The organism is Kitasatospora dryopteridis (assembly GCF_050749075.1).
Taxonomy (GTDB): domain Bacteria; phylum Actinomycetota; class Actinomycetes; order Streptomycetales; family Streptomycetaceae; genus Kitasatospora.
The window spans coordinates 6,161,416-6,175,062 of record NZ_CP192749.1 but is presented as its reverse complement, the minus strand read 5'-3'; the positions used below and the strand labels follow the sequence as shown (position 1 = coordinate 6,175,062).

12 protein-coding genes are annotated in these 13,647 nt (G+C 76.1%); 5 read left to right on the top strand and 7 right to left on the bottom strand.

Annotated elements, in window-relative coordinates:
• Nucleotide 1: 1 nt before the first annotated feature.
• The 5 genes from ACQ614_RS27805 to ACQ614_RS27785 form a co-directional block, all read right to left on the bottom strand.
• Nucleotides 2–2,245, bottom strand: a complete 2,244-nt coding sequence (locus ACQ614_RS27805; RefSeq protein ID WP_431681508.1) for an ATP-binding cassette domain-containing protein — start codon at nucleotides 2,243–2,245, stop codon at nucleotides 2–4.
• Nucleotides 2,242–4,533, bottom strand: a complete 2,292-nt coding sequence (locus tag ACQ614_RS27800; protein ID WP_431681506.1) for an ATP-binding cassette domain-containing protein — start codon at nucleotides 4,531–4,533, stop codon at nucleotides 2,242–2,244. The genes ACQ614_RS27805 and ACQ614_RS27800 overlap by 4 nt, the downstream gene beginning before the upstream one ends.
• Nucleotides 4,530–5,492 carry an acetyl-CoA carboxylase biotin carboxyl carrier protein subunit gene (locus tag ACQ614_RS27795; RefSeq protein ID WP_431681504.1) on the bottom strand — a complete coding sequence of 321 codons (963 nt, stop codon included), beginning with the start codon at nucleotides 5,490–5,492 and terminating at the stop codon, nucleotides 4,530–4,532. The genes ACQ614_RS27800 and ACQ614_RS27795 overlap by 4 nt, the downstream gene beginning before the upstream one ends.
• Nucleotides 5,489–6,778, bottom strand: a complete 1,290-nt coding sequence (locus ACQ614_RS27790) for a cytochrome P450 (RefSeq protein WP_431681502.1) — start codon at nucleotides 6,776–6,778, stop codon at nucleotides 5,489–5,491. Before ACQ614_RS27790 ends, ACQ614_RS27795 begins: the two co-directional genes overlap by 4 nt.
• Nucleotides 6,779–6,881: 103 nt before the next feature.
• Nucleotides 6,882–7,046 carry a hypothetical protein gene (locus ACQ614_RS27785; RefSeq protein ID WP_179419324.1) on the bottom strand — a complete coding sequence of 55 codons (165 nt, stop codon included), beginning with the start codon at nucleotides 7,044–7,046 and terminating at the stop codon, nucleotides 6,882–6,884.
• A 265-nt stretch (nucleotides 7,047–7,311) separates the two neighbouring features.
• On the opposite strand from ACQ614_RS27785, the gene ACQ614_RS27780 reads away from it, so the two are divergent.
• The 3 genes from ACQ614_RS27780 (at nucleotide 7,312) to ACQ614_RS27770 (ending at nucleotide 10,771) form a co-directional block, all read left to right on the top strand.
• On the top strand, nucleotides 7,312–8,280 hold the full coding sequence (locus ACQ614_RS27780) for an ABC transporter ATP-binding protein (RefSeq protein WP_431681500.1): 969 nt from the start codon (nucleotides 7,312–7,314) through the stop codon (nucleotides 8,278–8,280).
• Complete coding sequence (locus ACQ614_RS27775; RefSeq protein WP_431681498.1) at nucleotides 8,277–9,158, top strand: ABC transporter permease; 882 nt, start codon at nucleotides 8,277–8,279, stop codon at nucleotides 9,156–9,158. The genes ACQ614_RS27780 and ACQ614_RS27775 overlap by 4 nt, the downstream gene beginning before the upstream one ends.
• Nucleotides 9,159–9,265: 107 nt before the next feature.
• Nucleotides 9,266–10,771, top strand: a complete 1,506-nt coding sequence (locus tag ACQ614_RS27770) for a phytoene desaturase family protein (RefSeq protein ID WP_431681497.1) — start codon at nucleotides 9,266–9,268, stop codon at nucleotides 10,769–10,771.
• Between the two features lie 24 nt (nucleotides 10,772–10,795).
• Here ACQ614_RS27770 and grpE read toward each other — a convergent pair whose 3' ends face one another.
• A complete protein-coding gene (gene grpE, locus ACQ614_RS27765) occupies nucleotides 10,796–11,239 on the bottom strand; it encodes a nucleotide exchange factor GrpE (protein WP_431681496.1) in 444 nt (147 codons plus the stop codon).
• A 96-nt stretch (nucleotides 11,240–11,335) separates the two neighbouring features.
• Between grpE and ACQ614_RS27760 the strand changes: the two genes are divergently transcribed.
• Complete coding sequence (locus ACQ614_RS27760; RefSeq protein ID WP_431681494.1) at nucleotides 11,336–11,701, top strand: hypothetical protein; 366 nt, start codon at nucleotides 11,336–11,338, stop codon at nucleotides 11,699–11,701.
• Nucleotides 11,702–11,796: 95 nt separating this feature from the next.
• A complete protein-coding gene (locus tag ACQ614_RS27755) occupies nucleotides 11,797–12,813 on the top strand; it encodes an ROK family protein (protein WP_431681492.1) in 1,017 nt (338 codons plus the stop codon).
• A gap of 88 nt (nucleotides 12,814–12,901) precedes the next feature.
• On the opposite strand, the gene ACQ614_RS27750 is transcribed toward ACQ614_RS27755, so the two are convergent.
• Nucleotides 12,902–13,645, bottom strand: a complete 744-nt coding sequence (locus ACQ614_RS27750) for a TetR/AcrR family transcriptional regulator (RefSeq protein ID WP_431681491.1) — start codon at nucleotides 13,643–13,645, stop codon at nucleotides 12,902–12,904.
• Nucleotides 13,646–13,647 lie beyond the last annotated feature (2 nt).

Here is a 13,647-nt window from a genome sequence, read left to right as displayed (position 1 = left end):
CTCACATCTCCTGGAGTCGGGCGAGGCGGGTGAACAGCGGGTCGGTGCCGAGCAGTTCGTCGTACGTGCCGGTGGCGGTGACCCGCCCGCCGGAGAGCACGTGGATGCGGTCGGCGGTGCGGACGGTGCTGAGCCGGTGGGCGATGACGACACGGGTGGTGTCGAGGCCTGCGACGGCCTCGGCGACCTTGCGCTGGGTGCGGTTGTCGAGGGCGGAGGTGGCCTCGTCCAGCAGCAGGACGGCGGGCCGGCGGACGAGCGCGCGGGCCAGCAGCAGCCGCTGGACCTGTCCGCCGGAGAAGCCCTGGGCGTCCTCGCCGATCCGGGTGCCGAGGCCGAGCGGCAGGCGGCGCAGGTCGTCGGCGATGCCGGCGAGTTCGGCGGCCTCCCAGACCTGGTCCTCGGTGACCTCGGTGTCGGTGCCGGCGAGGTTCTCCAGCAGTGAGCCGCGCAGCATCCGGCCGTGCTGGAGGACGGCGCCGATCCGGCGGCGGACCAGCCGGGCGTCGAGCGTCGCGAGGTCCCGGCCGTCGTAGCGGACCGTCCCGGACTCCGGCTGTTCGAAGCCGAGCAGCAGCCGTACCAGGGTGGACTTGCCGGCGCCGGACGGGCCGACCACGGCGACGAGTTCGCCGGGTGCGGCGTGCAGCGAGACGCCGTCCAGGGCGGGGGCCGCGGTGCCCGGGTAGCGGAACACCACGTCCTCCAGGGCGACTTCGCCGCGGAGCGGGCCTGGGTCGGCAGTAGCCTCCGGCCGCTCGCGCGGGCCGGTCTCGGCGAGGATCGGCCGGAGGCGGTCGAGGACGGGGGCGATGCCGTAGGCACCGGCCGCGGCGTGGGTGACCTGGCCGAGCGCCATGGCGACCTGGCCGGCCGCGACACCGGCGGCCATCAGGTGCCCGGACGGGGTGTCCCCGGCGGCCGTCGCGCCGGCCAGCAGCACCGCCAGCAGCAGCGGTTGCAGGGCGGCGGTGAGGGCGCCGGCCGCGGCGTCGGCCCGCTGGGCGGCGGCGTCGGCGCGCTTCTGCGCGGCGAAGGGCACCGCCCAGCGGGCGAAGGCCTGGATCTCCCGGCCCGCGGTCTGGATCTTGTCGATGCCGAGCAGCAGCCCGTACAGCACGCCGTGCAGCCGGCCGTGCAGCTCGAACACCTCGCTCTCGTGCCGCTGCCGGCGGCGGCCGAGGGCCAGCAGCAGCCCGGTGGCCGCCAGCACGGTGAGCAGCAGCAGCCCGCCGAGCCACGGGTCGACCAGCAGCAGCACGGTCAGCCCCGAGGTGGCGAACACGGCGCCGAGCACCGCGCCGACCAGCACCTCGGACATCGCCTGCCGGGCCTGGGCGACCGCGTTCGCCCGGTGCACCAGGTCTCCGGTGCTGAAGTCGCGGAAGAACCGGGCGTCGTGGCCCAGCAGCCGGTCCCAGACGGCCGGTTCCAGTGCGCTCTGCACCCGCCCGGTGAGCCGGACGGCCGCGGTGTTGCGGACGAGCACCAGCAGCCAGGAGGCCGCCACCGCCGACCCCAGCAGCAGGGCCAGCCAGCGGACGGGGTGCCGGTCGGCCGCCAGCAGCTGCGGCAGCAGCACCCCGGTGCTCAGCGGGACGAGCAGGCCCAGCAGCGCCGCGCCCAGCCCGGCCGCGGTGAGCCGGGCGAGGTCCCGGCGGGCACCGGGGACGGCCAGCACGAACCGGGCGAGACCGGCCGGGCCCAACTCCCCCGGCGGCAGCGGCGGGTACAGCAGCAGGGCCTTCCGCTGCAGCGCCACCCGGTGCCTGCGACCGGCCCTCCCTGCGGCCGGGTCGTACGGGCGGTGCCCGCCGGCCGGGCGGGGCACCAGGGCGATCGGCCGGCCGTCGTCCGCGGCGAAGCCGACCATCGGGCCGGCCAGCCCGGTGGCGTCGCCGTGCCCGTCCGGGCCGGCCGGCAGGGTGACCGGGCGGGACCGCACCCCGGCCGACCGCAGCAGCGCGGCCAGCGGGTCACGGGCGGTGCGCACGGCCGCCGGCAGCTCGACCGACAGGCCGCCCGCCGGGCCGAGGCCGAGCGCGGCCAGCACGGCACGGGCCTGCCCGGCGGGGTCGTCCGCGGTGTGCCGCGGCGCGGCGGCCGGGCCGGCGGCGTGCAGCTCGCCGAGAGCGGCGGCGAGCGCGGCCCGGTTGGCGGCGGCAGTGGCGGCCGGGCGGTCCGGCGCGGTGCCGGCCGTATCGGTGCCGGCTGTGTCGTGGACGGTGGCCGGGGTGGCGGTCATGCCTCCTCCTGGGTGCCGGTCGCCCGGTCGGCGAGCAGGTTGCGGTAGGGGCCGGGCACGGCGGCGAGTTCGGCCGGGGTGCCCTGCTGGACGATCCGGCCGCCGGAGAGCACCACCACCCGGTCGGCGGCCCGGATGGTGCTCAGCCGGTGGGCCAGCACCAGGCAGGTGGTGCCGCGGCGGCGCAGGTGCCCATTGACGGCGGCCTCGGTGTGCGCGTCGAGCGCCGAGGTGGCCTCGTCCAGCACCAGCAGCGCCGGGTCGAGGGCGAGGGCGCGGGCGAGTTCCAGCCGCTGCCGCTCGCCGCCGGAGAGGTTGCGGGCGTCCTCCTCGATCCGGGCGCCGTCCATGCCGCCGCGGCGGCGCACCAGGTCGGCGGCCTCGGCGTCGGCGAGCGCCCGCTCCAGGGCGTCCTCGTCGGCGGCCGGGTCCCAGAGCGTCAGGTTCTCCCGGACGGTGCCCTCGAAGAGGCGCAACTGCTGCTCCACGTAGGCGACCTGGCCGGTGACCACGGCGCGGTGCCAGTCCTCGCGGGGGCGGCCGTCGAGCAGCACCCGGCCGCTCCACGGACGGAGCACCCCGGCGGCGAGGCGGGCCACCGTCGACTTGCCGCTGCCGCTGGTGCCGACCACCGCGACCCACTCCCCCGGGCGGAGGTGCAGCGAGATGCCGGAGAGCGCGGGCGGGCGGTTGGGGTCGTAGCCGAAGGAGACGTCCTGCAGCTCCAGCTCGCCGCGGAGCCGGACGGGTTCGGCCGGCGCGTCGAGCACCGGCGCGAGGTACGGGTCGGGCTCGGTGGTCTCGACGTCCTCCAGCAGGGCGTTCTGCGCCCGGGCGACGGTGAACTCCGACCCGGTGCCGACCAGTTGGCCGACCGGCAGGAGGAAGCCGTTGAGCAGCAGCAGGAAGGCCACCAGGGTGCCGAGCGAGAGCGAGCCGCCGAGCAGCAGCGAGGTGCCGGCCACCACGACCACCGCGGTGGCCGCCGAGTTGAGCGCGCCCGGCAGCGACATCGGGACGATCACCGCGGCCGTCACCTTCTGGCCGGTCTCCATCGCCCGGGCCTGCCAGCCCGCCCAGGAGCGGAAGAAGGAGTCCTCGGCGCCCTCCGCCTTGACCGTCTCGATCGCCGACACCCCGGCGAAGGCCACGCCGTCGCGCTTGTACTGCTCGGCGTGCAGCCGGTGCACCAGGCCGCCGCGCCGCCGGTCGGCGGTGCGCAGCGCCAGCACGTCCAGCACGGCCACCGCGACCGGCACCGCGACGAGCTTCGGCTCCAGCCAGGCCAGCGCGCCCAGGTGGACGGAGGCGGAAGCGGCCGCGGCGGCCGCGCCCGCGGCCCGGTGCGAGAGCAGGGCGGCCAGGCCGTCGTTCATCTGCACCCGCGTCACCAGGCCGCCGAGCTGGCGCCGGTGGAAGAAGGAGCCCGGCAGCCGCAGCATCCGCCACAGGAAGCCGGACGAGCCGCGGGCCGCCATCGCCTCCAGCACCCGGTTGACCAGGCTCTGCTGCAGCCAGGTGCCGAGCAGCACGGTGGCGGCGACGGCAGCGGCGGTGAGGGTCAGCGGCAGCGCCCAGGAGGTGCTGCCGGCCAGGGTGACCGAGGCGAGGTAGGCGCGCAGCAGGAAGGCCGCCGCCACGCCGGGCACCGCCAGCAGCACCGCCAGCAGGACGGCGAGCAGCAGCGGGCCGGCGAACGGGCGCATCCGGCCGCCGAGGGCCCGCAGCAGCGGGAAGCGGCGGCCGCCGCGCTCGAAGTCCGGGCCCGGTTCGAAGCCGACGGCGATCCCGGCGAAGGACTCCCAGAACTCCTCCGGGGTGGCCGAGTAGGAGCCCAGCGAGGGGTCGTTGACGTGGATGCGGCCGCGCCGCACGCCCTCGAAGACCGCGAAGTGCGGGCCGGTGACCAGCACCATGGACGGCACCGGCACCTTCTCCAGCCCCTGCAGCCTCCCCTCGCCGCGGACCACCCGGCGGCCGCGGGCGACCAGCCCGTAGCGGCCGGCGGCGCGGGCCACCGCGGCGGCGCTCACCCCGTCCCGGCTGACCCCGCAGGCCCTGGACGCCTCCTGCAGGGTCACCCGGCGGCCGAAGGCGCCGAGCACCACGGCCAGGCAGGCGGCGCCGCAGTCCTGTTCCTCCATCTGCGGGACGACGGGCGTGCGCAGGTAGCGGCGCGGCTTGGACTTCCGCTGCTGCGGCCCTGCGCCGGCACTCTTCGGGCCTGCGGTTCTCGCGTCTGCGGTCGGGTCTGCAGCGGTCGCGGCCTCCCGTACATCGAGGCTCATGAACCGCTCCCCTTCCCGAGCACCGCCTGGTAGGGGTGGCGGGCACCGAGGTCGATGTCGGCGGTCACCGGCAGCGGGCCGGGCAGTGCCGCCGCCGACTGCTGTGCCTCCGGCGGGAGTTCGGCGTAGGCCGTCCAGACCGGGGCCGCCCCCGCGGGCAGGCCGGGCAGCGGGACGGGCAGGGTGCCGTCCAGTGAGTCGGCGCGGGCGGGCAGCGGGTCGACGGCGGTGATCACCGCGCGGACGGCGCCGGCCCCGGGGACGGGGACCAGGACGGTCCGGCCGGGCCGCAGCTCCCGCGCCTCTCCCGGATCGGTGGCGAACAGCCGGACGGTGAGCGGGAGTCCGGCCGAGTCCAGGGCGAGGACGGGTGCGCCGGGCGCCAGTTCGTCGCCGGGCCGGGCCAGCAGGGCGGTGACGGTGCCGGCCGACGCGGCCCGCAGCTCGACTTGGCGGCCTTCCCCGGTGTGCAGCACTGCGAGCGGCTGCCCGGCCGTGACCCGTTCCCCCGGGCGGACCAGGAGCCGGGCGAGCGTGCCGGGCCCGTCGGCCCGGACGGTCGCGGGGGCGGGGCCGTGGGCGACGACGGCGTCCACGGCGAGGGTGTGCGGGAGGGTGCCGAAGACCGTCCACGCCGTTCCTGCGCCGACCGCGAGCAGCAGCGCCCCGGCAGCGGCCGAGAGGCGGGCCCCGACCAGCCCGACGGGACGGTCGAGCCCGGGTTCAAGGACGGCTGCGGCGCGCCCGGCGGCGAGCGCGATGGCCGCCCTGGAGGCGTTCTCCGGCTTCGGGGCCGTCCTCACCTCCTGCCCGGACTCCGGCGGCGCGCCCTCGGTCGGATCAACAGCTTCGGTCGGCTCGACGGCTTCGGTCTGCTCGGCGGCTTCCGTCGGCGCGGCGGTTGCCGTCCCGCCGTTCCTGCGGCGGTCGTTGCGCTTCCTGGTGGCCGTTCCGCTCATGACCGCCCCACCCCCGCGAGGGCCGGGCCGTCGACTGCGGCGGCCAGGGGCGGGCAGTGCAGCGGGAGTTCGCGCAGTCCGCCGAAGACGAACTGGGTGCTCCAGGGTGCGGTGGCCGCAGTCAGCGGGGTGCTCAGCTCCCGGTCCGCGCCGGCGGCGGCAAGGCCGCGCAGTACGGCGGCGCCGGCCATCAGCGAGAGCGGTGCGCCGAGGCAGTGGTGCGGGCCGTGGCCGAACGCCAGGTGGCGCAGATCGGCCCGGTCCGGATCGAAGCGGTCCGGGTCGGTGAAGCGGCGCGGGTCGCGGTTGGCGGCGGCGTACAGCAGCAGGGCCACCCGGCCGGCCGGGACGACGGTGCCGCCGACCTCGACGTCGCGGGTGAGGGCGCGGGCGCTGGCGCGGACGGGGCTGCCGAGGCGCTGGGCCTCGTCGAAGACGGCCGCGGCGTCGGCGGGCTTGCTGCGCAGGCGTTCGGCGAGGCCGGGGGTGTGCAGCAACTGCCAGACGGCGACGGCCAGTCCGGAGGTGAGCGTCTCCAGGCCGTTGGCGAGCAGCATGACCACGAAGGCGAGCAGGTCCTCGTCGTCGAGCCGGCCGTCGGCGCGGGCGGCGGTGAGCCGGCTGATCAGGTCGTCGCCGGGATCGGCCGCCCGGGCGGCGCAGAGCGTCTCCACATAGGCGCGGAACTCCTCGAACTCGGTGTCGAGTTCGGCGATGCGGGCGGCAGCGGCGTCGGTACCGTCGGCGCCGTCCTGGCTGCCGAAGTCGTCGAGCAGGGAGCGGGCGACCAGGCGGGCCCAGCCGGTGACGCGCTGCTGCTCGGAGTCGGGGATGTCGAGGATCGCGCAGGAGACGGCAACCGGCAGCGGCACCGCCAGGTCGGCGACGACGTCGAACGAGCCTGCGGCGAGCAGCGGTTCGAGCAGCCGCTCGGCGGTGGACTCGATGCGTCCGCGCATCTGCTCCAGCCGGCGGGCGCTGAAGGCGGTGGTGGCGAGCCGCTTGAGGCGGGTGTGGTCGGCGCCGTCGCGCATCGGCAGCATCCGGTCGACCACCCGCGAGAGTGCGGTGGCGCCGGCCCGGGGCAGGCCGACGGCGGCGGGGTCGACGGCGGTGCCGGGGTGCATCAGGACGGTGACGATCTCCTCGTAGCCGGAGACGACGTGCACCCGGCCGAGGTCGAGCACCGGGGCCTCGGCCAGCAGTCGGCGGTAGAGCGCGGGTGGGTCCTGCTGCGCGGCGGGCTGTTGGATGAACCGCGTCAGCTCGTGCCGGAGGCTGTCCATGCCCGGCTCTCCTCAACTGGGGTCGGTGGGGGCGGAGTTCGGTGCAGAAACAGGGGTGCCGCGGTGGAACCCGCCAGGCGGGCCCACCGCGGCACGGAACCCGTTACTCCGCGGCGGTCTCGGCGACCGAGTTGGACACGGAGCTGAAGCTGGAGACCGGGCAGGCGGCGCAGGCCAGCGAGCTGACGCTGATGCCACCGTTGACGGTGTCGAGCTCCTCGACCTCGATGTCGAACTGCTCGTTCTCGGTGATCTCGTTCTCGGCCATGGGGGTCTCCCTCCGATGTGCGGCGCCGTTCCCCGGCCGGGGCCCGGTCACCGTTCTCCGCCGTTCGTCCGCCGGCCTTTTCCCCGGCTCGCTCTCGGCGACGAGAAAAATATGCACCCGGGGCACAGGCGTACGACAGTACGGGATGTCAGGAATTCCCCCGTGGAAAATGACACACCCCCTCACATGACATTTTGAATACCCTCTGACCTGCATTGATGCTGACTCTTGCATTCAATGCCGGGCACCCCTCACGCTGTATTCCATGACATCCACCATCAGCTCCGGAATTCCCGGGACAGCGGCCGTGGAAGTGCGGGACCTGCACCGCCGCTACGGCGACTACGAGGCGGTGCGCGGTGTGTCCTTCACCGTCGCCCGCGGCGAACTCTTCGCCCTGCTCGGCACCAACGGCGCCGGCAAGACGACCACGCTCGAGGTGCTGGAGGGCTACAGCACGCCGAGCTCCGGCACCGTCCGGGTGTTCGGCCTGGATCCGTACGCGCAGGGGCGCGAGGTCCGCCGGCGCACCGGTGTGATGCTCCAGGAGGGCGGCTTCTTCAAGGAGCTGACCGTCCGGGAGACGGTCGACTCCTGGCGGTCCTTCATCACCGGTGCCCGTCCGACCGCGGAGGTGCTCGGCCGGGTCGGTCTCACCGAGCGGGCGGGCACCCGTGTCGCCCAGCTGTCCGGCGGCGAACGGCGCCGCCTCGACCTCGCCCTGGCCGTGCTGGGCGGCCCCGAACTGCTCTTCCTGGACGAGCCGACCACCGGCATGGACCCGGAGGCCCGCCGGATCACCTGGCGGATCGTCAAGGAGCTGCAGGCGGCCGGCACCACCGTCCTGCTGACCACCCACTACCTGGAGGAGGCCCAGCAGCTGGCCGACCGGGTGGCCATCATGGACAAGGGCCGGCTGGCCGCCGTCGGCACGGTGGACGAGGTGCTGGCCGGGCACGGCACCCGGATCAGCTTCCCGCTGCCCGATGGCATCAGCGCCCGGCAACTCCCGGTGGTGCTGGGCGAGTCGGCCGCGGTCGCCGACGGCGTCGCGGTCTACACGGCGGCCCGTACCGCGCCCGCGCTGGCCGCACTGCACAGCTGGGCGGCCGAGTGGTCGGTGGAGCTGGACGGCATCGAGGTGCGGTCCGCCTCCCTGGAGGACGTCTTCCTGGAACTGGCGCACGAGGGCCGCCCCACCGGCGCGGCACACGAAGGGGCGGGTGCACGATGACCACCACCGACACGACCGGCGCGCTCGTCGCCGCGGCCCCCGCGAGGGGCGGGGCGGAACCTGCGGCGCTCGGCTGGCTCAGCTGTGCGCGCGGCCAGTTCCTGCTCTCCTGGCGGGTGTTCTGGCGCAACCGGCGTTCCACCTTCATCGGCTTCCTGCTGCCGGTGCTGCTCAACCTGGTGGTCGCGGCGCCGCTGCGCACCAAGGAGATCGCCGGGGTGAACGCCGCCGGCTACACCACCGTCGGCTTCATCGGCCTGGCCCTGGTGACCTCCTTCATCAACCTGCTCAACGGCGTGGTCGCGCGCCGCGACGACCTGGTGCTCAAGCGGCTGCGCGGCACCGAGGTCCCCGCCACGGCCATCTTCGCCGGGCAGATCGGCGCCGGCGGCGCCGTGGTGCTGCTCCAGGTCCTGGTGCTGGGCGGGGTGTCGGTGGGCTGGTTCGGCACCCCGCTGCCCGCCGATCCGCTGCTGTTCCTGCTGGTCCTGGCCGGCGGGTACCTGCTGTTCGCGGTGCTGGCGGTCGCGCTGTCCGGGGTGACGCCGAGCGCGGAGGCCGCACCGATGGTGGCCACGCCGGTGCTGCTGGTGTGCATGTTCGGCAGCGGGGTGGTCGCGCCGCTGGCGTCGATGCCCGGGTGGCTGCAGACGCCCGCGCACGTGCTGCCGCTGGCGCCGGTGGTGGAGAGCCTGCGGACGGCCTGGTTCGGCCGCGGATTCGGCCACGAGTCGTGGTCCGGTGCGCCGCTCGCCGAGCTCGACCTGCTGCACGGCTGGCTGCACGCGGCGCCGTCGCTGCTGATGATCGCCGCCTGGGTGGCGGCCGCGGCCGTGCTCGGCCGGCGGCTGTTCCGCTGGGAGCCCCGCCGGGGATGACCGGCGCGGCGCCGGAACCCGGTGCGCCGCCCCTCCGCCGCGCTGTGCCAGAGTGCGGGCAGAGGATCCTTGCGCGGGCGCAGGGCCGGGCGGGAGAGGTGGGCGCGGTGGCGGGGCACGTTTCCACGGGTTCGGCGGGCTCCACGGGCCCGGCGGGCACGGCCGGCCGGGTGGACGCCGTCGTGGTCGGCGCCGGCCCGAACGGGCTGGCCGCCGCACTGCTGATGGCCGCGGCCGGCCTGGAGACCGTCGTGTACGAGGCGGCGGACACCGTCGGCGGCGGGATGCGGACCGCCGAGCCCACCCTCCCCGGCTTCCGGCACGACCTCTGCTCGGTGGCCCACCCGATGGCGCTGGCCTCGCCGTTCTTCCGGGCCTTCGGGCTCGCCGACCGGGTCGACCTGCTGCAGCCGCCGGCCCCGTACGCACAGCCGCTGGACGGCGCCCCGGCCGGCATCGCCTACCGGGACCTCGACCGCACCGCCGAGCGGCTCGGCCGCGACGGACGGGCCTGGCGGGCGCTGTTCGGCCCGCTGGTGGAGCGCTGGCAGGGCATGGCCGAGGCCGCCCTGTCCGACCAGCGGCGGTTCCCCTCGGACCTGCCGACCGCCGCCCGGCTCGGCCTGCGGATCGCCGAGTTCGGCACCCCCGCCTGGGCCGCGCGGTTTCGCGAACCGGCCGCCCGGGCCATGCTCGCCGGCGTCGCCGCGCACGCGGTCGCCCCGCCCCGCGCCCTCGCCCCGGCCGGCGCCGGCATCCTCCTCGCCGCCCTCGCCCACGCCGTCGGCTGGCCGGTGCCGCGGGGCGGCAGCCAGACGATCGCGGACGCCATGGCCGCCGAGCTGGTGCGCCGCGGCGGCCGCGTCCTCACCGGCCACCGGATCGAGTCCCTCGCCGAGCTCCCGGCCGCCCGCGCCGTCCTGCTGGACGTCACCCCCGCCGGCCTGCTCCACCTGGCCGGCCGGGCACTGCCCGAGGGCTACGCCCGGCGGCTGCGGGCCTTCCGGTACGGCTCCGCCGCCTGCAAGGTCGACTTCGCCCTCTCCGGGCCGGTGCCCTGGGCGGACCCGGCCTGTGCGGAGGCCGGCACCCTGCACCTGTCCGGCACCCGCGAGGAGACCGTCGCCGTCGAACGCGAGGTCGCCGCGGGCCGCCACCCGTCCCGCCCGTACGTGCTCGCCGTGCAGCCCGGCGTCGTCGACCCCGGCCGGGCACCCGCCGGAATGCACACCCTGTACAGCTACGCCCACGTGCCGCACGGCTCCACGGTGGACGTCGGCGACGCCGTGGAACGGCAGGTCGAACGCTTCGCCCCGGGCTTCCGCGACCTCGTCCTGGCCCGCTCGGTCACCACCGCAGCCGACCAGCAGCTGCACAACCCCAACTACGTGGGCGGCGACATCAGCGGCGGCGCGATGTCGCTGCGGCAGACGGCCTTCCGCCCGGTCCCCGCCCTCGACCCGTACGCCACCCCGCTCGACGGCGTCTACCTCTGCTCGTCCTCCACCCCGCCCGGCCCCGGCGTCCACGGCATGTCCGGCCTGCACGCCGCCCGCCGCGCCCTCCGCCACCGCTTCGGCCTCACCGGCGACCCCCTGGCGCGCCTGGCGTAGGGGCCGGGACCCCGGCCGGTCCTCTCAGCCCCAGGGCGGTTCGGCGACGACGACCTCGGCGGGCCGCAGCAGCTGGTCGCCGACGCGGTAGCCGGTGCGGACGACCTCCACGCAGACCGGGCCGGTGACGACGGCGGAGCGGGTGTAGGCGACGGCGAGGTGCAGGCCGGGGTCGAAGGGTTCGCCCGGCTCGCCGAAGGAGACCAGGCCGAGTGCGCCGAGCTCGGCCTCCAGCAGGTCGGCGACGGCGCCGAAGCCGTCCACCACCTCGCCGGCGGCCCGTGCCTGGTCGAGGGCGTCGAGCACGGGGAGCAGCCGGCTGAGCACGTTGGAGACGGCGATCTCGCGGACGGCGAGGCGGTCCCGGTGGACGCGGCGGCGGTAGTTGTCGTACTCGGCCTTGAGCCGGCGCAGGTCCTCGTCGGGCCCGGTGTGCGGGCCCTCACCGTCGCCTGGCGAGTGCGCCATGGACCGGACTCCCTCCGGACGGTATCCACGACCCCTGAAACCGGGATAATTCTGGATATAGGGCTTGTCAAGGGCCGAGGCAGGGAGGTAGGCGCGATGATCACCGAACTGGCCGTGGAGCGGGTCGAATTCACCTGCGGACAGTGTTGGCACCACTGGTCCGTGGACTACGACGTCCAGCACTACCGCGACGACGACGGCACGGACTGGGAGCACTTCTCGTACGACGGCATCGGCACCGCCTCCCCCTACACGCCGGACGGCGGCGTGCCCTGCCCGGAGTGCGGGCGGCACTGGGTCGGCCACCTCGTCGCCCGGCGGCTGGTGCCGCTGGCCGGTGCGGCCGGGACGGCTCCGCGCCACCGCGTCTCCGACCTGTCGAGTCACCGCCCGGAGCGGCACGAGGCGCCGCTGCTGTCCGGCGTCGTCCACCCCGAGACGCACCCGACCGGCTCGGGCTGACCGCCGCCGGCCCGGGGAACACCCGCGCGGCGGCCACCGGGGACGCTGCCGCGCGGGAGTCCGACCGCTCCGCCGCACCCGCCCGGGAGTCCGCCGTGTCCTCGTCCGCCCCCGTCCCGCAGTCCGCCCCGGCCGAGCCGGGCACCGGGCCGGAGCTGGTCGCCGCCGTGGACATCGGCGGTACGAAGATCGCCGCGGCCCTGGTCGACGCGGCGGGCACCCTGGTCGCCCGTACGCAGCGGCCCACCCCTGCCACCGCGCCCGCCGAGGCGGTGCTGGGCGCGGTCCTGGACGCGGTGGAGGAGTTGGCCGCGCACCCGCGGTGGTCCGCCGCGGCGGCGCTCGGCATCGGCAGCGCGGGGCCGGTGGATGCGGCGGCGGGCACCGTCAGCCCGGTGAACATCGCCGCCTGGCGCGGCTTCCCGCTGGTGGAACGAGTGGCCGGCCACCCTGCCGTCCGGGTGCCGGTGGCGCTGCTCGGGGACGGGGTGGCGATCGCCGAGGCCGAGGCCTGGCGGGGCGCCGCGGCCGGGTACCGCAATGCGCTGTGCATGGTGGTCTCCACCGGCGTCGGCGGCGGTCTGGTCCTGGACGGCGCCGTGTACGCGGGGCCGTCCGGGAACGCCGGGCACATCGGCCACATCACCGTCGGGATGGACGGCCCGCCCTGCCCCTGCGGCAGCCGCGGCTGCGTGGAGGTCTACGCCAGCGGCACCGCGATCGCCCGGTACGCCGCCGAGCAGGGCCTGCGCCCGCCGGACGGCGACACCACGGCCGCCGCCGTCGCCACGGCCGCCCTGGCCGGGGACGCGGTCGCGCTCGCCGCCTACGACCGGGCGGCCCGGGCGCTGGCCGCGGGCATCGCCGCCACCGCGACCCTGGTCGAACTGGAGGCGGTGGTGATCGGCGGCGGCGTGGCGCAGTCCGGCCCGGTGCTGTTCGACCCGCTCGCCCGCCACCTGGCCTCGTACGCCGCACTCCCGTTCACCCACGGCATCCGCCTGCACCCCGCCCGGCTCGGCACCGACGCCGGCCTGGTCGGCGCAGCAGCCGCCGCCATGCGCCTGGCGGGCACGCCCGGGCCGCGCCCGGCGGACCTCACTCGGGCCTGACCGGCGTCTGCCCGCACAAAGGCGCGGCCGCCGTCGCAGTGTCGGGGCCGACGGTCAGCGGCCGTCTTCCCGTCCGTCCACCCGCGGCTCAGTGGTCGGCGGCGATGGTGGCGTCGATGCCGGCCAGGGCGATGTCGAGGCCGGTCTCGAACTGGAGGTCGCGGGAGGCGCGGATGCCGCCGTCCTCGGCGGGCGGCAGCAGGTCGGCGTTCTCGGCGAAGCGGGCGTCCGCCTGCTGCGCGACGCCCCGGATGACCCGGTTGAGTTCGTCCTCGTGCAGGCCGGAGGCCTTGACCCGCTGCAGCCACTGCGACTCGGCCAGCGCGAAGCCGTAGACGAACTGCAGGACCAGGCCGAGGGCGCCGCCGAGCCGGTCGCCGGTGAGGCCGGTGCGGCGGATCGCACCGATCGCGCTGGTGGAGAAGAACAGCGAGTTGGGGCCCAGGGCCAGGAACTGCCCGGCGAGCTGGGCGGCCCAGGGGTGGTCGTGGAGGCAGCGGCGGTACTCGTGGGCCAGCAGCCGCAGGTGCGCCCGCCAGTCGTCGCCGTCGCCGAGCGGCGGGATGCGCATGTCGCCGAAGGCCTCGTCCAGGGCGAGTTCGAGGAGTTCGTCCTTGTTGTCGACGTACCAGTAGACCGACATCGGGGTGACGTCCAGGGCGGCCGCGAGCTTGCGCATGGTGAAGGCCTGCACGCCTTCGGCGTCGAGGAGTTCCACAACGGTGCGGACGATCCGATCCCGGCTGAGGCCCGCGGGCGCGCTGCCGCGGCGCCGCTCCTTCGGCGGTGAGACCCAGATGCTGACACCGGGGTCACGGGGCTTGTCCGCCATGC

Bases quoted from the DNA above. Each gene is read 5' to 3' on its own strand.
- ACQ614_RS27750 (WP_431681491.1), bottom strand. From the start codon at position 13,645: ATGGCGGACAAGCCCCGTGACCCCGGTGTCAGCATCTGGGTCTCACCG.
- ACQ614_RS27800 (WP_431681506.1), bottom strand. From the start codon at position 4,533: ATGAGCCTCGATGTACGGGAGGCCGCGACCGCTGCAGACCCGACCGCA.
- ACQ614_RS27775 (WP_431681498.1), top strand. From the start codon at position 8,277: ATGACCACCACCGACACGACCGGCGCGCTCGTCGCCGCGGCCCCCGCG.
- ACQ614_RS27790 (WP_431681502.1), bottom strand. From the start codon at position 6,778: ATGGACAGCCTCCGGCACGAGCTGACGCGGTTCATCCAACAGCCCGCC.
- ACQ614_RS27795 (WP_431681504.1), bottom strand. From the start codon at position 5,492: ATGAGCGGAACGGCCACCAGGAAGCGCAACGACCGCCGCAGGAACGGC.
- ACQ614_RS27785 (WP_179419324.1), bottom strand. From the start codon at position 7,046: ATGGCCGAGAACGAGATCACCGAGAACGAGCAGTTCGACATCGAGGTC.
- ACQ614_RS27760 (WP_431681494.1), top strand. From the start codon at position 11,336: ATGATCACCGAACTGGCCGTGGAGCGGGTCGAATTCACCTGCGGACAG.
- ACQ614_RS27805 (WP_431681508.1), bottom strand. From the start codon at position 2,245: ATGACCGCCACCCCGGCCACCGTCCACGACACAGCCGGCACCGATACG.
- grpE (WP_431681496.1), bottom strand. From the start codon at position 11,239: ATGGCGCACTCGCCAGGCGACGGTGAGGGCCCGCACACCGGGCCCGAC.
- ACQ614_RS27780 (WP_431681500.1), top strand. From the start codon at position 7,312: ATGACATCCACCATCAGCTCCGGAATTCCCGGGACAGCGGCCGTGGAA.